The 19,397-nt window shown below is 70.9% G+C and carries 18 protein-coding genes; 6 read left to right on the top strand and 12 right to left on the bottom strand.

The window, feature by feature from the left end; translation table 11 throughout:
• Window positions 1-148: 148 nt before the first annotated feature.
• Window positions 149-1,330 (bottom strand): ROK family transcriptional regulator, encoded by a 1,182-nt coding sequence (locus OG798_RS08220; protein WP_095858308.1) that lies wholly within the window; start codon window positions 1,328-1,330, stop codon window positions 149-151.
• Between the two features lie 133 nt (window positions 1,331-1,463).
• Between OG798_RS08220 and OG798_RS08215 the strand changes: the two genes are divergently transcribed.
• Window positions 1,464-2,918: an APC family permease gene (locus OG798_RS08215; protein WP_328756707.1), complete on the top strand. Its 1,455-nt coding sequence runs from the start codon at window positions 1,464-1,466 to the stop codon at window positions 2,916-2,918.
• A 176-nt stretch (window positions 2,919-3,094) separates the two neighbouring features.
• On the opposite strand, the gene OG798_RS08210 is transcribed toward OG798_RS08215, so the two are convergent.
• The 3 genes from OG798_RS08210 to OG798_RS08200 all read right to left on the bottom strand — a co-directional run bounded on the left by OG798_RS08210 (window position 3,095) and on the right by OG798_RS08200 (window position 7,217).
• On the bottom strand, window positions 3,095-4,309 hold the full coding sequence (locus OG798_RS08210; protein WP_328756706.1) for an aminoglycoside phosphotransferase family protein: 1,215 nt from the start codon (window positions 4,307-4,309) through the stop codon (window positions 3,095-3,097).
• A gap of 278 nt (window positions 4,310-4,587) precedes the next feature.
• Window positions 4,588-5,394, bottom strand: a complete 807-nt coding sequence (locus tag OG798_RS08205) for a hypothetical protein (protein WP_095856441.1) — start codon at window positions 5,392-5,394, stop codon at window positions 4,588-4,590.
• A 29-nt stretch (window positions 5,395-5,423) separates the two neighbouring features.
• Complete coding sequence (locus OG798_RS08200) at window positions 5,424-7,217, bottom strand: Hsp70 family protein (RefSeq protein WP_328756705.1); 1,794 nt, start codon at window positions 7,215-7,217, stop codon at window positions 5,424-5,426.
• A 148-nt stretch (window positions 7,218-7,365) separates the two neighbouring features.
• On the opposite strand from OG798_RS08200, the gene OG798_RS08195 reads away from it, so the two are divergent.
• Entirely contained in the window at window positions 7,366-9,150 is a 1,785-nt protein-coding gene (locus OG798_RS08195) for a helix-turn-helix domain-containing protein (RefSeq protein WP_121417285.1), read from the top strand.
• A gap of 185 nt (window positions 9,151-9,335) precedes the next feature.
• Here the strand turns inward: OG798_RS08195 and OG798_RS08190 are convergent, their stop codons facing one another.
• The 3 genes from OG798_RS08190 to OG798_RS08180 all read right to left on the bottom strand — a co-directional run bounded on the left by OG798_RS08190 (window position 9,336) and on the right by OG798_RS08180 (window position 11,377).
• Window positions 9,336-10,148, bottom strand: a complete 813-nt coding sequence (locus tag OG798_RS08190; protein ID WP_095858309.1) for an SAM-dependent methyltransferase — start codon at window positions 10,146-10,148, stop codon at window positions 9,336-9,338.
• Window positions 10,149-10,264: 116 nt separating this feature from the next.
• The gene (locus OG798_RS08185) at window positions 10,265-10,477 is read right to left on the bottom strand and encodes a DUF397 domain-containing protein (RefSeq protein WP_095858310.1); all 213 of its coding nucleotides are present in this window, start codon (window positions 10,475-10,477) and stop codon (window positions 10,265-10,267) included.
• A 24-nt stretch (window positions 10,478-10,501) separates the two neighbouring features.
• Entirely contained in the window at window positions 10,502-11,377 is an 876-nt protein-coding gene (locus OG798_RS08180) for a helix-turn-helix domain-containing protein (protein ID WP_261688133.1), read from the bottom strand.
• Window positions 11,378-11,683: 306 nt separating this feature from the next.
• Between OG798_RS08180 and OG798_RS08175 the strand changes: the two genes are divergently transcribed.
• Both OG798_RS08175 and OG798_RS08170 read left to right on the top strand, forming a co-directional pair.
• Complete coding sequence (locus OG798_RS08175) at window positions 11,684-12,235, top strand: ATP-binding protein (RefSeq protein WP_328756704.1); 552 nt, start codon at window positions 11,684-11,686, stop codon at window positions 12,233-12,235.
• Complete coding sequence (locus OG798_RS08170) at window positions 12,213-12,794, top strand: hypothetical protein (protein WP_328756703.1); 582 nt, start codon at window positions 12,213-12,215, stop codon at window positions 12,792-12,794. Before OG798_RS08175 ends, OG798_RS08170 begins: the two co-directional genes overlap by 23 nt.
• A 272-nt stretch (window positions 12,795-13,066) precedes the next feature.
• Here the strand turns inward: OG798_RS08170 and OG798_RS08165 are convergent, their stop codons facing one another.
• Window positions 13,067-13,507: an SPW repeat protein gene (locus OG798_RS08165; RefSeq protein ID WP_328756702.1), complete on the bottom strand. Its 441-nt coding sequence runs from the start codon at window positions 13,505-13,507 to the stop codon at window positions 13,067-13,069.
• Window positions 13,508-13,644: 137 nt separating this feature from the next.
• Window positions 13,645-14,247 carry a TetR/AcrR family transcriptional regulator gene (locus OG798_RS08160; protein ID WP_328756701.1) on the bottom strand — a complete coding sequence of 201 codons (603 nt, stop codon included), beginning with the start codon at window positions 14,245-14,247 and terminating at the stop codon, window positions 13,645-13,647.
• Window positions 14,248-14,326: 79 nt separating this feature from the next.
• Between OG798_RS08160 and OG798_RS08155 the strand changes: the two genes are divergently transcribed.
• Window positions 14,327-15,169, top strand: coding sequence for an MBL fold metallo-hydrolase (locus OG798_RS08155; protein WP_328756700.1), 843 nt, complete (start codon window positions 14,327-14,329; stop codon window positions 15,167-15,169).
• Between the two features lie 66 nt (window positions 15,170-15,235).
• Here OG798_RS08155 and OG798_RS08150 read toward each other — a convergent pair whose 3' ends face one another.
• Window positions 15,236-15,829: a sigma-70 family RNA polymerase sigma factor gene (locus OG798_RS08150; protein ID WP_261688137.1), complete on the bottom strand. Its 594-nt coding sequence runs from the start codon at window positions 15,827-15,829 to the stop codon at window positions 15,236-15,238.
• A 132-nt stretch (window positions 15,830-15,961) separates the two neighbouring features.
• Here OG798_RS08150 and OG798_RS08145 point away from each other — a divergent pair, with 132 nt between their 5' ends.
• Window positions 15,962-16,993, top strand: coding sequence for a MerR family transcriptional regulator (locus tag OG798_RS08145; protein ID WP_328756699.1), 1,032 nt, complete (start codon window positions 15,962-15,964; stop codon window positions 16,991-16,993).
• A 30-nt stretch (window positions 16,994-17,023) separates the two neighbouring features.
• Here the strand turns inward: OG798_RS08145 and OG798_RS08140 are convergent, their stop codons facing one another.
• On the bottom strand, window positions 17,024-17,746 hold the full coding sequence (locus tag OG798_RS08140; RefSeq protein WP_183127525.1) for a DUF4142 domain-containing protein: 723 nt from the start codon (window positions 17,744-17,746) through the stop codon (window positions 17,024-17,026).
• 230 nt (window positions 17,747-17,976) lie between these two features.
• Window positions 17,977-19,350, bottom strand: coding sequence for a cryptochrome/photolyase family protein (locus tag OG798_RS08135; protein ID WP_267060779.1), 1,374 nt, complete (start codon window positions 19,348-19,350; stop codon window positions 17,977-17,979).
• Between the last annotated feature and the right edge of the window lie 47 nt (window positions 19,351-19,397).

Below are 19,397 nucleotides of genomic sequence, written 5' to 3'. Positions count from 1 at the left end.
ACGAGACTGCATGTCGGCACTGCGAGGCAGGAGCAAGGAAGGAGTGAGGAGGCGCGAGCCGGGCCTGCAAGTTAGGAAACTTTACTAACTGGCCCACAAGCTAGGCGGCCGAGCAATCCGTGTCAATCACCGAAGCCGAGTGCCCCGCTCAGGACGCCGAGCGTCGCTCGAACACCACGTCCCGCGCGGTCCCGAGAGCCGTCGCCACCGCGCCCAGCAGAACCGCGTCCTCGCCCAGCCGACTCGGCACGATCTTCGGACGCAGGGGCGTGAGCGTACGCAGGGTCTCGCGCACGGGCCGCAGCAGCAGGTCGATGCTGTGGCCCACGCCGCCGCCGAGCACCACCAGATCGGGATCGAGCACCGCGGCGGCCGCGGCCACCGTATAGGCGATCCGCTCACCCTCCAGCCGTACCGCCCGCACCGCGGCGGGGTCTCCTTCGCGCGCCGCGTCGAACACGGCCTTGGCCGTGAGCTGGCCGGTCATGCCGAACTGCCGCGCGGCCTCGACGACGGCCTCCCCCGACACCGCGTCCTCCAGCCTCTCCGGCTTCTGCAGCCCCGGCCACGGCAGGAACCCGATCTCCCCGGCCCCACCGCGCGCCCCCGTGAACAGCCGCCCCTCGCTCACCACGCCCATGCCGAGACCGGTGCCGATCAGGATGTACGTGAACAGCCGGCTGCCCGCGCCGACGCCGTACGTGTACTCGCCGAGCGCCGCGAGGTTCGCGTCGTTGTGCACCTCCAGCGGGATGCCCAGCTCCTCGCGCATCCGGTCGAACAGGCCCGCGCGGCCCCACCCGGGCAGATGCATCGCGTACCGCACCCGGCGCCGTTCCTCGTCGTACACGCCCGGCGTGCCCACCACCGCGTGCGCCACCTCGTGTGCTCCCGCGCCGGAGTTGGCGACGACCTGACGGGCGGTGGAGACGACGAGGTCGGCCATGGCACCCGAACTGCGCGCCCGATTGCGCACATCGGCGCGCGCGACCACGCCGCCGTCCAGATCGGCGACCGCCACCCGCAGCCAACTGCGCCCGATGTCTATGCCGAGCGCGTACCCGGCCGCGGGATCAGGTGCGTAGAGCACCGCCACCCGGCCGCGCTCGGGTGCGTGCGTGCCCGCCTCACGCACCAGCCCCGCCTCCTCGAGTGCCGCGAGCGCGCTGGAGACCGTCGGCTTGGACAGCCCCGTTTCCCGTGCGAGCTGAGCCCGCGAGGCGGCGCCGCCCGTACGCAGCCGGTCGAGCAGCAGCCGCTCGTTGGTACTGCGCAGCCGCTGCCGGTTCCAGGGCTGTTCGGGCTGCGCTATGACGTCGCTGGCGGGCATCGCACCATTCTCACGCATGCCTGACACCCTCTTGACGCATCTAGTAAGTCTCCTTAACTTTATCGCCCAGTCAGCCTCGCCGGGCCGGCCGAAAGGGAGCCCGCTCCCCGCGTCCCGATATCAGGAGACCCCTATGTCCGGTAGCCCGCCACCCACCGGCGGTTTCGTCCGCCGCGTCGGCCTGTTCCAGGCCACCGCCATCAACATGAGCCAGATGTGCGGCATCGGCCCGTTCGTGACGATCCCGCTGATGGTTGCCGCGTTCGGCGGCCCGCAGGCGATCATCGGCTTCGTCGCGGGCGCGCTGCTGGCCCTCGCGGACGGCCTGATCTGGGCCGAACTGGGCGCGTCCATGCCCGGCTCCGGCGGCAGTTACGTGTATCTTCGCCAGGCCTTCCAGTACCGCACCGGACGCCTCATGCCGTTCCTGTTCGTCTGGACGGCCATGCTCTTCATCCCCCTGATCATGTCCACCGGCGTGGTCGGCTTCGTCCAGTACCTCGGCTACCTGGCTCCCGACATGGGCAAGACGACGGGCGACCTCATCGGCCTGGCCGTCGTCGCCCTCGTGGTGCTGCTCCTGTGGCGCGGAATCGAACACATCGCCCGCATCACGGCGGTCATGTGGGCGGTCATGATCACCTCGGTCCTCCTGGTGATCACCGCCGCGGCCACCGACTTCAGCGCCCATCTGGCCTTCACCTACCCGGCGCACGCCTTCGAACTGACCAGCAGTCACTTCTGGATCGGCTTCGCCGCGGGACTGACCATCGGCATCTACGACTACCTGGGCTACAACACCACCGCGTACATGGGCGCCGAGATCAAGGACCCGGGCCGCATCCTGCCCCGCTCCATCGTCTTCTCCATCCTCGGCATCATGGCGATCTACCTCCTCCTTCAGATCGGCACCCTCGGTGTCATCGACTGGCACCGCATGACCGATCCGACGGACATCGCCTCCACCTCCGTCGCCTCGGCCGTCCTCGAAGAGACCTGGGGCAAGGGAGCCGCCGACACGGTCACGGTCCTCATCCTCATCACCGCGTTCGCCTCGGTCTTCACCGGACTCCTCGGCGGCTCGCGCGTCCCCTACGACGCCGCCCGCGACCGCGTCTTCTTCCGCCCGTACGCCAAGCTGCACCCCAAGCACCGCTTCCCGATGCTGGGCCTGGCGACCATGGGCGTCATCACGGCGATCGGCTTCCTCATCGGCCGCCACACCGACCTGGCCACCCTGATCCAACTCCTCACCACCGTCATGGTGATCGTCCAGGCCCTGGCCCAGATCGTCGCCCTCTCGGTCCTGCGCAAGCGCCAGCCCACGCTCCAGCGCCCCTACAAGATGTGGCTCTACCCGATCCCCAGCCTCCTCGCCCTCGTCGGCTGGCTCACGATCTACGGCTACGCCGACAAGAACTCCCCGGGCCGACACCCCATCGAATGGTCCCTGGCCTGGGTGGCCCTGGGCTGCGTCGCCTTCGTCGTCTGGGCGAACCTGGAAAAGGTATGGCCCTTCGGCCCGAAGGAGATCAAGGAGGAGTACCTGCCCACCTCGACCCCGGACCCGGAGCCCGCCGGAGCCTGAACAGCCCACTGCCCGCACTCGCCCACGCACGGAAGGGGCCGTGACGGTACGTCGCAAGCCCGTCGCTTACGTTCGGATCTGGAAACGGCTCCCTACAGGGCAACGCCTGATCCGGCGGCGACGGGCTCGACGTACCGCCACGGCCCCGACCCACTCACCCGCGACCGGCGAAGGGATCAGCCCAGCCCCGCACAACGCAACGCCGCCCGGACCTCGTCCACCGGATCCCCCCGGTGGTAGGGCCGCTCCGAAGGCTCGATGCCGTCCAGGAACTCCTGATACCGGACGGCGTACGTGAGATGGGCCAGCGGCTCGGCGAGGTCGAGCGCCCGAGCCGGGTCACTGCCGGGCACCCGCGATTTCCAGGCCGCCACCCAGTCCCGGGCGGCCGCCGCACGACCCGACTCGGGAAGGAAGCCCTGGACACGCAGACCGTCGAGCACGGGATTGCCCCAATGGGCATCGGCGAAGTCCATCACGACAGGCGCCCCACCGTCGCTGCGCCAGTTCCCGGGGTGGAAGTCGCCGTGCACCAGCGTGTCGGGCAGCCCGCACTCCGACAGAAGCTCCCACCGCCCGGCCAACTCCCGCGCTCCCTGCACCTCCGGCTCGGTCAACTCCTCGGCGAGGGGCCCGTCGAGCAGATCACGCACCGCCACCTCGAGAACCGGCGCACGCCAGTCCCGCACCCCCGCCACGAAGCCGCCGCACCCACCCGAACCCCCGGAGGCGACCGCGGCCTGCGCGCCGACGAACCGCTCCACCGCCGCACCGACCGTCTCCGGCGAGGCCCCCCAGCAGTCCTCACCGGGAATGTGCTCCATCAGGACGCGCCGCTCACCCACGCCGAGGACCGGGGGAACGAGCCCCGGGTCGACCCCCGCGAACGCGGCGATGACAGCGGCCTCGTCCGCCGCGAAGTGCGGTGTCGCCTTGAGCCACACCGGACCGCGCGCGGTGGGCAGACGAAAGAGCCCGGCCAGATTCCAGCTACGCCGCTGCACGACCGGACCGCTCACCGGCCGCCCCGCCGAAGCCAGCTCCCCGGCCGCCCAGTCGAGCAGCTCGCGCAGCCCCTCCGCCCGGGCCCACGGCGACCTGAGCGCCTCGGAACCGTCCAACACCCCTGGTTCGACCGGTCGTTGATCCAGCAGGCCGCTCGCCGGGCGCTCCAACGCCTCGACGTGGTACGTCACATGGCCGTCCCGCCCGCGCGCACCCCCCTCCACGTCCAGCAGACGCAGTACCAGCACGGGAACCCCGAGCCGTTCCTCCAACCACCCGACGACCGGCCCCACTTCGGACCACCAGGGAACGTCCACGGCGAACGGCCCCGCGCTCCCGAGGAACTCGTCCCCCGAAGTCACCCACGCACTCACAGTTCTTGTCACCGCGCGAGTGTGAACGACCGGGCGCGCTCCCAGCCAGCGATTATCGGCGGCCGGGACGCGCGTATCGGAAGGCACGGGTATCGGACGACGCACGCATCGGAAGGGGAGCGGAGCCGATGCGGCGACTCCGCTCCCCTTCCCCCGGGTCCCCCAACCCGGTCCCCCCGCGGGCCCTGTGGCCTCCCGGGCCGGAGCGCCCCCCGCGCGCCCCGGCCCGAAATCCTCCTGTCCGACCCGGACCCGAGGGCCGGACAGCACATCGAACGAAACCCTCGGCGTCAGCCCTCGGCCTCGGTGTAGACGAAGGTCTCCAGCAGCCGGCGGTCCGCCGCCCGGTATCCCGGACACACCACGAAGGCGACGGGGCGCCCGGCCTCGCACGAGGGCCAGAGAACGTGTTCCTCCGGATCCGCCGGGGCGCCGGGCTCCACCGCGAAGTCGAAGTGGCTGGCATGACCACTGCCGGTCATGGCCCGGAACAGATGGGCGGCCTCCGTGCCGACCCGCTCCAACAGCCGCTGGTGGCGCGCGTCGAGCCCCACCACCCCGGCGTCGGTGGCGATGCGGGCCAGTTCGGCGAGGTCGGGCTCGCCGAGCCCACCGTGCTCGTCGGGGCCGAACAGCACCACACACAGCCGGCTGATCAACTGCGCCTGGCGCCGTGCGACATCACGGGGCCGCTCCGCCGTCAGCCGCGGCTGGATCAGGTCGGGCATCCGCTGGGTGTACAACGCCCGCAATCGCTGGGCGAGTTCGTAGTGGACGAGAAAGTCCTCACGGGTGAGATCGTCCCGTTCCGCCACCTGGGTGACCCGCACCAGGTCCAGTACCTCGCTCTGCTCGTCGAGCACGCGGCGGGTGTCCGCGACGGCCGTCTCCAGCGTCCGGGCCCGTTCCTCCGCGCGTTCTTGGCGCATCCTCAACTCGATCAGCCGGTCACCCAGCGGGTCGAGCGCGGCGAGCGCGGCCCGCTGGTCGTCCGCGGCGGCCTCCAGCTTCCGGATCCGCGACTCCAGGGTGTCCAAGCCGTCCAGCCTGATGCTCACTTCCTGCGGCCGCTTGCCCTTGTCGCGGTTGAACAACACGTCTCCTCCTTCGGGGCGGTAGGCCATGGCTATACGCGGTCGAAGTCGACGGAGACCCGGCTGGTCTCTCCGGTGGCGGGGTCGAACACCTCGACCCGAAGCTCGGCGGCGCCGAAGTAGAACAGCAGCATGATCGGACGCTCCCGCAGCGGTCTGCCGACGGTGCCGGACAGGTCGACGGTCAGTCGGCCGATCTCCTCGGACCCGTCCTCGTCGACGTACCGGGGATCGGCCTTCGCGGAGCGGTACAGGCGTACGTCGAGCTCGTCCTGGTCCTCGCGGACCGGCACGATCCGGAAGGGGTGGGCGTCGTTCACCCGCACGCTGTCCATGCGCCGGACCGCGACACCGAAGCGGCCGACGCACAGGAGGTCGCCCTCGTCGTCGCGGTACATGCGCATCGTGGAGTCGACCCCCTCCTCGAAAGGCTTGGCCGTCTCGAAGCCGTAGGTGTACTTGGCCTGCCGGGAGACGAACACGTCCGGCCGGTAGGCGAAGTGGACGGCGCCCTCCAGCACCGCGAGGGCCGGGTCCGGTGGGACGAGGATGCGGTGCCGCTCGCCGAAGCGGGCCCGCATCCGCTCGCGCAGCCACGGGGAGCGGGCGAATCCGCCGACCAGGACCAGGGTCTCCGGCTCCGCGCTCGCGCCGCTGGTCCGGCCGATGGTCGCGAGCTGCTCCGCGACCTTGTCCAGGATGCCGTCCACCCTCTCGTCGAGCAGCCCCTCCACCTCCTCGGGAGACAGGACGATCTGCCGTGGCAGGCCGGCGGCGTCGTGTGTCAGCCGCGCCCGCACCTGCTCGTCCAGGAGGTCCCAGACGGTGACCGGAACCTCGATCCGCACCGGGTCCAGCACAGGGGCGACCGCATCCGCCTCCCGGTCCAGTTCCACCGTCGCCTTGGCCCGCTCCCACTGCCCGGACAGCTCGAGCAGCTCGCCGGGGTGATCCCGTTCGATCCGCTTCAAGACCGCCGGACCGAAGCGGTCGCCGAGCGACTTGTCGAGGAAGGCCTGGTTGACGTATTCCGAACCCAGCCACCCACCGGTGGCGAGGCCGATCTCGCGCAGCGCGATGGACGGACCGGCGTCGCCGTGCGACTCGTACGCCGTGATGTCGACCGTGCCGCCGCCGCAGTCGACCACCACGGACCGGAAGCCGTCGAGGTGCAGGGGCAGCGGGGCCCGCCGGTGCGGACCCGAGGCGGCGTCGGGCATCCGCAGGTGGCAGTACAGGGCCGCCGCCTCCGGCTCGATGGCCAGCAGCAGCCGCTCCGGATCACCGGGGAACCCCGCGTCCACGGCCAGCCGCCGCAGCACCGCCTTGTCCTCGTCGTCCCAGATCGCGGGGACGGTGATGCACCAGCGGACCTCTCGTTCCGTGTACGTCATCCTCTTGATCTCCGCGGTCGCCAGTTCGCGGATCTCCTTGAGGTAGGCGGTGACCAGTTCCCTTATCAGACCGCGGTCGGAGCGGTCGACGAAGCCGCCCGTGATCGGCAGGTCCGCCATCGAACCGCCGCTCTTCAGCGCCGTCTTGAAGGCGTAGGCGTAGCCGAGCCCTTCGGTCTCCCCCTTCGCCAGGGCCTCGACCCACCGAGCGCGCGCCTCGTGGCCCCAGGCGACCGTGTCCCCGTCGTCCGTCACCAGGATCGCGGTCAGGTTCTTCGGACTGTCCAGCTGCCGGCCGGGGAACCGGGTGAAGAACTGGACCCGCCTGGTCAGCGGATCGTCGTTGAGCGGCGTTCGCACCGTCCAGGCGAAGCCGGTGCCGTGCGTGCCGAAGTCGACGGCCGCCACCACCTTGGCTTCGTCCGATCCCATGACCAGTGCTCCTGTCCGCCGGTGCTCGCACCCTTGCTCGCTGTAAGCTCGCTCACAGACAGAGTGGTGGGTTTCCGCGGCAACGTGGAGCGGTCGGCTGTTGCCAACGCTTTCTGGCAACACAGGGCGGGAGCGGGCCGTTGGGAGGATGGCGATCGAAGAGAACGCGTTCGGCGCAGAGTTGCGCCGACGTCGGACGGCGGCCGGCAAGTCACTGAGCGAGCTGGCCGAAGAGGTGCACTGCAGCCGTAGCTTTCTGAGCAGGATCGAGACGGGCCAGCGACGTGTCACGCACGAGCTCGCACAGCTGTGCGACGAGCGGCTGGAGGCGAAGGGCGCGCTGCTCGCCCTCGTTCCCGATCCGTCCACGGAGCGGATCTCGAAGACGATCGGCCCGGGCCCGGGGGAGCGGGCGGCCAAACTGGTCAAGTCCGGCGCGGGCACGGGAGGTTCGGCCGCCGCCCGGCAACGGGACGAGTTCGACCGGCTGCTGCGGCGCGGCGACCTCAGCCACACCGCCGGGGACATGCGCGAGGCGGACCGGCTCTACCGTGCGGCGTACGCGAGCGCAGAGGGGGATCCCACGGCCCGGGCGGAGGCCGTCATCAGGATGGCCCGCCGCTGGTCGGACCCCGGGCAGGTCGACCACGAACTGCTCCAGCTGATCAGGGAGAGCCTGGCCGCGCTGGGCGACGACGGGAGCGTCGAGGCCGCCGGACTGCGCCTCAGGCTCAACGCGCACCTGGCGAAGAAGCTGTCCATGGCGGTCAGCCAGGACACCGCCGCCGGCCAGGCGGGCCCGGAGCAGGGCGCACGGCTGGCGCGCAGCACGCTGCGCAGGCTGTCCGTGGACGGCAAGGACGACGAGGTGGCCTGCGAGGTGCTCACCGAATGCCGGTGGGGACTGTACGACTTCATGTCCACCACCGAGTCCCTGACGCTCTCCGAACGCCTGCGGGACGCCGCGGCCCGGCACGGCTCGGCCTACTTCCGCGGCGAGGCGCTCATGGCCGTCGCCCTCGACCAGCTGCGGGCCGGCAAGGTGTACAGCGCGCTGGCCACGGCGAACCAGTACCGCAAGCACGCCGCGGACACCCGCGGCGCGCTGACCACCTGGCAGCAGCACACCCTGGACGCGCTGCTCGACCTGTGGCACGGCCGGTTCGACAAGGCCGCGGGCTGGATATTCGGCGACGCGCTGACGTTCGTCGAGCGATTACCCGCCGATCTGGCCGTCCCCGCCGACAACCTGCACCAGACCCGCCTCGGCCAGGCCTACTGGCTGCTGCGCGAACAGGGCCGGATGGCGGACCTGTTCGCATCCGGTCTGGCCGACACCGTCGAACGGCACGGCTACTTCCCCGTCTGGCGGGCCGGGCTCGCGCTCGCGCTGTGCGAGACGGGTCAGTACGCCGAAGGGGCGGACCGACTCGTCGGATTCGCCCACGACACCGCCGACTTCAGCCGGTTCCCGCCCTCCGGATGGGCGGTGCCCACGCTGGTGCTGCTCGCCGAGGTGAGCGCCGCGCTCGACGCCCGGGGCGGATTCGAGACCGAGCTGCGCCAGGTCCTGCCGGTACTGCGGGAGCGGCTCGCCGCCCACGACGGCGAGCAGATCGCCCTCGCGGGCTGGCCCACCGTGCTGATCGGACCGACCGCCCGGGCCCGCGGACTGCTGGCCCTGGCCGCCGGAGAGCCGGACACGGCCCTCGCCCACTTCCGCACCGCGACCGAACCGGTCCGCTCCTCCCAGCCCCAGCTGGCCCGCCTCCGGCTGGCCCAAGCCCGCGCGCTGCGCAGGTCCGACCGCCCCGGCGCCGCCGCCCACGCCTCCGGACTGCTGCGGGAGGCGCTGCGCGTGGCCCGGACGTACGGCATGGCGGCCCTCGCGGCCGAGTGCGCGGCCCTGCTGGACTCCACGGCGGACGCCTAGGTCCTGTCCGGTGGGATCAGGCCGGAGGGAAGCGACGGTGCCTCATCGGCACAGGAGGCCGTGCCAAGCCCGCGTCTGCGGCGTGATCCGCCGGACAGGGCCTGGCGCTCGGCCGACGAGAACGGCCGTGCCGCCGGGCCCCTTTCGCGTGGGGCCGGCGGCACGGGTGGTGTGGAGCGGACGGGCTACGGCTTGCGGGCCACCACCCCGTACATCGCGATGTCCTCGTCGCGGATGCCCGTCTCCGTGCCGTCCGGGTGCCACTTGTGGACCTGGACGACGCCGGGCTCGACGAGTTCGAGGCCCTCGAAGAACTCCTCGGCCTCCGCGTGGGTGCGCAGCCGCATGGGCATGTTGCGGGCCGCGTACTCACGGGCGACGCGGGCCACCTCGTCGGGAGCGAACTCGGCGGTGCCGATGGACATCGCCAGGTAGCTGCCCGAGGGAAGGGGCTCCAGGAGGCGCCGGACGATGCCGACCGCGTCGTCCTCGTCCAGGACGAAGTGGACGATCGCGATCACCGTGAGGGCGACCGGCTGGGTGAGGTCGAGGGTGTCGCGCAGTTCCGCCGCGCCCAGGATCGTCGCCGGGTCGAGCATGTCCGCCTCGACGTACGCGGTCTTGCCCTCGGGAGTGCTCGACAGTAAACCCTGCGACAGGGTGAGGACGATGGGGTCGTTGTCCACGTAGACGACCCGGGAGTCGGGGGCCACCGCCTGGGCGATCTCATGGAGGTTGGGGGAGGTGGGGATGCCGGTGCCGATGTCGAGGAACTGGCGTATCCCCGCCTCCTTGGCCAGATAGGCCACCGCACGGTTCATCCAGTCGCGGTTGGCCTTCATGTGGATCGGCAGGGCGGGCCACTCCCGCGCCATCGCGTCGCCCGCCTCCTTGTCGGCGGGGTAGTAGTCCTTACCGCCCAGGATGTAGTCGTAGATGCGCGCGGAGTGTGCGCTCTCGGTGTCGATACGGTCGGCAGGCCATCCGTTGTCGGGCAACGCCGCCCCTCCCATCAAGTCGTCGGTACTCAGCTGGTGTTCGTGGGGAAAAGAACTTCGTGGCGAACGAGAACATCGTGGGGGAAAGAACAAGGCATAGGAATCAGACAAGGTTGTCAGAGGAGGAAGTCGGCCTCCCCCGCCTTGACGCCCGCAAGAAAGCTCGTCATTTCACGGGGCGTGAAAACCAGAGCGGGCCCTTCGGGATCGGTGGACTGACGCAGCGCGATCCGCCCGTCGCCCAGTTTCTTCGCCTCGACGCAGGCGCCGCCCGCGTCGTCACTCCACGGCTTGGACCAGCCCTGCGTGCCCAGGTCCCGGGACGGCATACCGTTGCGTATGTGGTGGTGCACTCATAGCTCCTTGCGAATCGCACCGAGAAGTTCCTCGGTCTTCCTGGCGGGCGCCGACTGTGCGCCCAGCCGGTCCAGGGCCTCGCGGTACACCACGACGTCGTCGTCCTTGTCGAGGTAGACGGCGCCCACCAGACCGCTCAGATAGACGATGTCCGGCAACTCCGGTGCCCTGAACCGGAAGAGATGGAACGCGCCGGCCCGCATGGCCGGATGCGGGCCGTTTCTGAACGGCATGATCTGCAGGGTCACATGGGGGAGCGCGTTGACCGCGATGAGATGGTCGATCTGCGCGCGCATCACCTCGGGCCCGCCGACCGGCCACCTCAGCACGGTCTCGTCCATCACCACCCAGACGCGCGGCGGAGCGGGCCGGGACAGCAGTTCCTGACGGCGCATGCGCAGCGCGACCCGGCGCTCGGTCGCCTCGGCCGAGGCGTGCGGATTGCCCGCGCCGAGCAGGGCGCGGGCGTACGCCTCCGTCTGCAGCAGCCCGTGCACGAACTCCGCCTCGTACGCGCGGATCTGGAGGGCCGCCTGCTCCAGGCTCAGATACGCCGCGAACCAGTCGGGCAGGACATCGCGGTACGTGTGCCACCAGCCGCGCTTGTTGGCCTCGCGGACCGACTTCAGGAAGGTGTCGATCTCCTGCTGGTCCGTCACGCCGTACGTCTGGAGGAGCTTCTCGGCGTCGGTGAGCCGGAGCCGGGCCACCTTGGCGGCCTCCATCCGACGGATGGTGGAGTGGCTGACGCCGATCGCCTCGCCCGCCTGCTCGAATGTCAGCCCGGCCTGGGTGCGCAGCTCCTCGAGCTGCTTGCCGAGAATCATGCGCAGGACGGAGGGGGCGCCGCCCCAGTCGGTCTCCGTGGACACGCCTTACCCCCTCACAGCGGGCTTCGAGGTCGCAGTCTGTCACGATCATCCGTCATCGGGGGAAGCATGCACCTGGCACATTGCAATTTTCAACTTGTCGGTTGCGAGGTGTTGTTGACAGCTGCCACAGTGGTCCTATCGTCCCTGGCCCGGTGAAGGGAGTGGTTGTGCGGCCCAGTTGGGGGAGACGGGGCTGCAACGTGACGTCTTGCGTGGCGAGTTGTGTGCATCTCGCGACAGTGCGAGGTCACGGGGGACGGCATTGGCACCGCTTGTGGTGCGAAGGCAGACGAAAGGCGAACGGCGATGACCCCGCCCTCCCTCCCCCAGCCTTTGGGCCTCTCACCAGGGGACGAACATCCCCGTCGGGCAGGTGTGTTCGCCCTGCCCGCGGCCCCCGCCTCGGTGGGTATCGCCCGAAGAGACGTCCGTGAGTGGCTCACCGAGTGGGGCATCGCCCCCGAGACCCGCGACAGCGCGATCCTGGTGACCTCCGAGCTCGTCACCAACGCGCTGACACATACGGCGAGCGAGTGGATCGTGTGCAGAGTCCACATCGCCGAGGAGCGGCTCCACATCGAGGTCGAGGACCAGCACCGCGGCTGGAGCCTTCCGGCCCAGCGCCGGCCGGGGCCCGACGACCAGGGTGGACGTGGACTCCTGCTGGTCGGCGCCCTGAGCAGCGACTGGGGCGTCACAGACACCGCCGACGGCTCCGGACGCATCGTCTGGGCCGTACTGCCGTCGAAGGGAGGAGACACCGTGTCGACCGGCTCGCCGGCGACCGTGACCATGGCCCGGCCCATCCCCCACTCGGCCGAAGGATCTTTATCTGATGGAACGACAGCACATTCCTGACCTGCGCGATCACCAGCCCGCCGGACACCCGGGCGACCACCTTTCCGCCCTCGACGGCCGAGACCGTCTCCAGGCCCCCGAAGGACGCGATCACACCGCCGTCGTCGAACCGCGCCCCTATCCCGCCGTCCTTGGCCTGCGCATGTACCTCCCCACCGCGCCGCCGCACGAGTCCCCGGCACGACTGGTGATACCCGCCGAGTTGTCCGCCGGTCTGGGGTACGACGCGGTGGGCACCTCCCCGGAGCACGGGGAACGGATCATGGACTGTCTGCCCCGTGTCGGTTGTGTCTTCGCCGACGACGAGCGGTGGTGGTGGATCGTCCCCTCCGGCTCCCACATAGGCGTCACCTGGCCGCCTTCCACCAGCTACGCGGTGGGCGCCCGGCTGGCCGACCCGTCCTGGACACGGGCCCTGCTGCGCTCACGGTCCGCGCGCCCCCGTTTGATCCACAAGCCCGCGGGTGACTCGCCGTACACGCCGCCGATTCCGCTGTACTTCCTCACCTGCCGTCTCGCGGGCAGCACGCCGAGCTGGTCGCTCGGCGCGGGTATCTAGAGACCTGCGGCTCTTCGGGCCGCCCACACGCAAGCAATCGCCTGAGCAACTGTCCGTGGCTGGGTGACTGCCTCGATCGGGAGGCATGCGGGGTGGGCGTGAAGGAGGCCGGTCCGCGTGGGCGGGCCGGCCTGTGGGGTTGTTCGTTTCCTTTCGTGGTGGTGCCTGGGCTCAGCTCGGGCATCGACTCGCTGGGCTGAGCCCGGGTATGTGGCTCCGGCGCTGTTCCCGGGAGTGTCCGTCGGGACCGCTCCGGAGGGTGTTCGTCGGGCCTACGCCCGAGGAGAGCTCCTCGTCGTCGTGACCGCGCACAGCGCCCCGAGCACCACGGCCAACGCGCCGATGATGATGCTGTTGATCACGACGCCGGTGTCCGGGCTGATTCCGACCACCCACGGTGAGATGATCAACCACGCGCCCATCGCGCACATGGCCCAGCTCAGGCCGTACATCCTTTCGGGGGCCCTGGTGAATCCGAGGGCCAGCAGGCCTATGGCGATGCCCATGATGAGGTTGTGCGTCGCCAGGGCGGGCTGGCTCGTCGTGTAGTGAAGTATCCACGGGGACACGGCGCAGTACAGACCGAGCAGGAACACCGGTCCGTCGACGAGCGCCACATCGCGGCCACCGAGCACGCGGTCATACCGCTCCCGCATTTCGGATGCATCGGGGTGGGTCGTGATGTCACTTCTGGGGTGCGAGACGTTGGCCATGAGTCGTCTCCTTCGTTCTCTGCAGGCCTGACCGCTTCTGGCGCGGTATGCGGTTGGCGCCGCTTGTTTTCATTGTGCCCTTATTTCTTCTTTATGTGTAGAGGTGGCTTTTGGCTCCGCCGGGGCGGCATCCCTCCTCAGGAGGCGCCGAGGAGGCGGGCGACGGCGCGGCGGGCCCGCGTGGGTGCCTGTGGGTCGCGATGGAGCTGGATGGACTGATTGGCCGCCAGGGCGACGCCGTTGAGCTCGAAGGCGAGCTGTTCCACATCGGTGCGCGGGGGCAGTTCGCGGGCCTCGACCGCCGTGCCCAACTCCGCGGCGACATACGCCGACCAGGAGGCGAGCGCGTCGAGCACCGCGTCGCGTACCGGACCGGGCCGGCCGTCGAACTCGCTCGCCACCGAGGTGAGGAAGCAGCCGCCGTGCCCCTCGCCCTCCGCCATGTAGTCGATCCACTCGCCGAAGGCGCGCGTCAGCCGCTCGGTGCCGGGCCTGGCGCCGACGGCGCGGGCCGGCACGCGGAGCCGGAACCTCTCGACGGCCGCGGCCAGAACGGCGAGTTGGAGCGCTTCCTTGCTGCCGAAGTGGCCGATCACTCCGGCCTTGCTCATCTCCAGGTCGGTCGCCAGGCGGCCGATGGTGAGGCCTTCGAGGCCCTCCGTGGAGGCCAGCGTCAGGGCGCTGTCGATGATCCGGCTCCGCGTGGCGGCGGTTTCGGCAACGGACTTGCGGGGGCTCATACGGTCACTTTAACCTAACGACCGTTCGCAATTAGCTCACGATCGTTCGGTAGCTATGAAATCGTCGAAGGGACTCACGGTGAAGATCCATCACCTGAACTGCGGCTCCATGCGGACCATCGACACCGAGGAGGGGAGCCTTCCCGCGGTCTGCCACTGTCTTCTCGTGGAGACCGACCGGGACGGGCTCGTCCTCGTCGAGAGCGGCATCGGTACGCAGGACGTGGCGCGGCCCGAGGAGAGCCTCGGCCCGGACTTCCTCGGCCGGGCCCAGCCCGTCCTCGACCTCGCGGAGACCGCGCTGCACCAGGTCATCGCGCTCGGCTTCCGCCCGGAGGACGTCCGGCACGTCGTCCTCAGCCACCTCGACCTCGACCATGCCGGGGGACTGCCCGACTTCCCCTGGGCCAAGGTCCACCTGAGCGAGGCCGAACACCGTGCGGCGATGGCGGCCCCCGGGGCTCACCCGGAGGACCGCGTCCGCTACCGCCCCGCCCAGTGGGCGCACCGGCCGCACTGGGTGACGTACGCGCAGCCGCACGGCGAGGCGTGGTTCGGATTCGACGCCGTGCGCCCGCTGGAGGGCGTGGACGCCGAGATCCTGCTGGTCCCGCTGGGCGGCCACACCCGCGGCCACAGTGCGATCGCCGTCGCCGACGGCGGTCGCCGGGTGCTGCACTGCGGGGACGCGTACTACTTCCACCACGAGATCGACCCCGACCACCCCCGGGGACACCCCGGTTTGGACGTCCTCCAGCAGATCACCGAGGTGGACCGGCCGCTGCGCCTCGGCAACCACGCCCGTCTGCGGGAACTGGTGCGGCTGCACGGCGACGAGGTGGAGGTCTTCAGCGCGCACGACCCATGGGAACTGGCGCGCTACGCGGGCGAGGCCGAAGGTCCGGGAACGACTCCGTCGTGATCGCGGTCCACCCCGACCAGGCCCTGCGGCTGCCGGCGGATCGGCTCGCGGTGGCGAATGCAGAGTTCAGCCGACGGCCTGCGCGCGCAGACAGCGGCGCAGTTGGTGAAGTCCGCGCCGGGAGTGGCTCTTGACGGTGCCCAGTGGCCAGCCGGTGCGCTGGGCGATCTGGGGCTGCGTCAGGTCCTCGTAGAACGCGAGGTGCAGCACCCGGCGCTGGGGTGCGGGAAGTCTGGCGAGCTCGCCGCGCAGGAGGACGCGGTCGAGGACGGTCTCCGGGCGGGCCCGGGTGTCGTCGACCGGGCCGAGGAGGGCTCCGGCGGCGGCGACCAGATCGGTACGGCGGGTCCGCGCGGAGAGCGCGTCGGCGATCTTGCGGCGGGTGATGCCGACGAGCCAGCCCACGAACGCGCCCCGCTCGGGGCGGTAACCCTGCCGGCCCTGCCAGGCGGCCAGGAACACCTGCTGGGTGACGTCCTCGGCCTCCCGGGTGTCGCCCAGCGAACGCCCGGCCAGTGTGTGCACCAGCGTTCCCCAGCGGTGGTAGGCGGCGGTCAGACACTCCTCGTCGCCGTCCACGAGGCCCCGCGCCAGATCCGTGTCGGACAGCGCCTCCCCCCGCCCGTCGACGCACTGCTCGGTGATGGAATCCACGGTCATGGCCACGGCTCCTCGGTTCGGGCGGGCTCCCGGTCACCGTGCGCTTCCCGCGACGCGCCCGGTGATCCCCATCGTGTGAACCGAGGCACATGACGGACAACTCGCATCGTTTGTGCGTCGTATAGTCGCCGCATGGGCGAGAACCGACCGGCACAGCGGCGGGAGGCGGCCGCGCGGCCCGTCGAAGCGGGCGTCACGACGGGGTCCCTGGCCCGCCGCCTCGGGGTGTCGCCCACGACCCTGCGTTCCTGGGACCGGAGGTACGGGGTGGGGCCCGCGGTCCGTTCCGACGGGCGGCACCGCCGCTGGACGCCGCAGGACGTGGCGATGCTCGAGGAGATGTGCCGGCTGACCTCGGCCGGGGTACCGCCCGCCGAGGCGGCCAGGACCGCCCAGGAGGGCGTCGGACGGGTTCGGCCCGAACCGGAGCTGCCCGGGGGAGGCGACCGGCCCGGTGGGCCCCGCTCGCAGGCGGCCGGCGCACTGCCGCTCGGTGACGTCCGCCAGGAGTGCAGGGGTCTCGCGCGCGCCGCGGTCCGCCTCGACGCACCGACCGTGGGCGACCAGCTGGCCTCCCTCGTGGCGCGCTACGGCGTGGTCCCCGCCTGGGACGAGGTGATGGTGCCGACCCTGCACGCCGTCGGACGCAAGTGGGAGTCCTCCGGCGACCGCTATGTGGAGGTGGAACACCTGCTGTCCTGGCACATCTCACGTGCCCTGCACCGCGCCACCGAGCGGGTCGGGCCCGTGGGAACCCCGGCGGCCGCCGCGGGGCCGGTGGTGCTGGCGTGCGTCCCGGGCGAACAGCACAGCCTGGCGCTGGAGGCGCTGCACGCGGGGCTCCTCGAACTCGGCCTGCCGACCAGGATGTTCGGCGCGGCGGTTCCGACGGAGGCGCTGACCGCCGCCGTACGACGGCTGGGCCCGAAGGCCGTACTGCTGTGGGCCCAGACGCGTTCGACGGCCGACCTGCCGTTGGCCCGTCATGTCGCGGACACCCGGTGGGGAGTCACGGGGGCCCGCAGTCACCCGGCCGTGCTGCTCGGCGGGCCGGGCTGGGCGGGCCGCCCGGTGCGGGGGATGTTCCGCCCGCCCGGGCTTCGGGACGCCCTCGGGACCCTCTCGGCCCTGTACGACCCGGCCGTCCCGGTCACCCGGAGCTGATCGCCCGCGCGCCGGAGGGCCGGGCACGGCTCAGCCGACCGTCCCGGTGGGCGAGGGGGAGGCGCCGGCGGGCGGAGTGAGTACGACGGTGGGCTCACCCGGCGCGGGCGCGGGCGGCGTGAGATCGGAGGCGGGCAGCTTCGGCGGGGTGGTCTGCTGGAACAGCGTCTGGTCGAAGTTCACCAGTCCGGTCTTCTCCATCACCGTGATGTGGTCCAGCACGGTGGTGTTGGCCTGGTCGGCCAGCTGGCGGACCAGCGAGTTCTTGGTGGTGGACCGGATCTTGGCGACGGTGTTGAAGATCGAACCGTGGGTCATCCGCAGGATGTTGGCGAAGTCGGTGTCGAACTGCTTGCCGGTTTCTCCGCTCAGCGTCGACACGAAGCCCTGCTGCTGAGGAGACGGCTTGTTGGGGATGGTGATGCCGAGTGCGGCGGCGACCTTGCGGTCGGTCTCGTCGAGCGCGGCATGGCCCTTGACCAGGTGGTCACCGGCGGTCCTGACCGCCGGGGTGGTGCCCTTCTGCAGACCCAGCATCCCCACGGGGTACTCCCACAGGCCGGCCGCCCGCACCTTGACGACGAAGTCGCGGTCGGCCTCGGTCACCGGGCCCGTCGAGGTATTGGCGATGACGCGGCTCTGATCGGCGGCCGTGGTCTGCAGTCCGAGCATGCTGGGGTACGCGAGCGCGGCGAGAGTCATGACCAACGCACCTGCCACGAAGACGGTTCCTGCGGTTCGTGCAATGCGCATTGAGCCTCCTGGCGGGGCGGCGGCCCGGAGTGTGACGCTCCGGTGGGCCGCTCGGTGGATCCGGTGCGTGGATCCGGTACGGGTGTGTCGAACGTCCACCAGTACGGCTGCGCGGGCCGGAGAAATCTTTAGGGAAAGCAAAATCTGTGCCGCCGCCCGCGCAGTCGCGAACCGCTGAGCCGCCCTCTCATCTGCCGCGACGCTGCTCGGCCGCGCAGCTGCGATGCCGCTCAGCCACGATCCCGAGCGGCCCTGAACCGGGCCAGCCCCTCGGAGAGTTCGACGACGGGGTCCGGGTAGTCGTACGCGGCGCGCTCCAGGCTCTGGAGTTTCCAGGGTTCGTGCACCGCGCCGCCCGCGAGCCCCGCCAGCTCCGGCACCCAGCGCCGGACGTACTCCCCGTCCGGGTCGTACCGCTTGGCCTGCGTCACCGGATTGAGGACGCGGCCCGGCCGCGAGTCCGTGCCCGTTCCGGCCATCCACTGCCAGTTGAGCTGGTTGTTCGCGACATCGCCGTCCACCAGCAGGTCCAGGAAGTGCCGGGCCCCGATCCGCCAGTCCACGTACAGCGTCTTGGTGAGGAAGCTGGCGGCCAGCAGCCGTGCCCGGTTGTGCATCCAGCCCTCGTGGCGCAGTTGGCGCATCGCCGCGTCGACGACCGGATAGCCGGTGCGTCCTTTCTTCCACGCCTTGATGTCCTCGTGCGCCGCTCTTTCCGAGCGCCAACGGTCGCGTTTGGTGCGGTAGTCGGCGACGGCCGCGTCCGGCCGCGCGGCGAGCACCTGGTGATGGAAGTCACGCCAGGCCAGTTGCCGTACGAACGCCTCGGCGCCCGGGCCGCCCGCCGCGCGCGCCCGGTGGACGAGTTCGACCGGGGAGAGGGTGCCGAAGTGCAGATGGGGGGAGAGCCGGGAGGTGACGTCGCCCGACAGGTCGTCGTGGCCGTCCTCGTACGAGGCGATGTCCGCGCGCAGCCAGGCCGTGAGCCGCTTCCTGCCTTCCGACTCGCCGCCGCGCGCCAGCCCTTCGGACAGCCCGGACAGGCCCGTGCGGGAGGGGATCGCCTCCGAGCCGACGCCGTCCGGCACCCGGATCGCCCGGGGCGCGGCGACCGGGTCCCGCAGAGGCTCCCGCGACCAGTGCCGGAAGTACGGTGTGAACACGGCGAAGTGGTCCGAGGTGGACGGAGTGACGGCGCCGGGCGCGAGCGCGGTGATCACGGTGTCGTGAACGTGCAGTCGGCACCCCTCGCCCTCCAGGGCCGCGCGCAGCCGCTCCTCGCGGCGGCGGGCGTAGCCACTGACCCCCGCCGCCATGTGCACCTCGTCGGCGTCCGCCTCCGCGACCACCTTGCACACCTGTGCGACGACATCGCCGGAGCGCACCACGAGGCGGCCGCCGCGTGCCCGCAGTCCGCCGTCCAGGTCCGCCAGACAGTCCGCGAGGAACGCCATCCGGTTGGGTGCCGTGAAGCCCGCATCGGCGACGGCGTCGTCGCGTACGAACAGGGGCACGAGCGCGGCCGAGCCGTCCTGCGCCGCGCGCAGCGCTGGATGGTCGTGCAGGCGCAGATCTGAGGTGAACAGGACGACCGAGACGTTCATGGTGTGACTCCGAGACGGGGGAACGCGGTGCTGTGACAGGGTGGCGA

It is taken from the genome of Streptomyces sp. NBC_00271, from assembly GCF_036178845.1.
Lineage (GTDB): Bacteria > Actinomycetota > Actinomycetes > Streptomycetales > Streptomycetaceae > Streptomyces.
The sequence above is the reverse complement of the archived record's forward strand: the minus strand, read 5'-3'. Positions and strand labels throughout refer to the sequence as shown.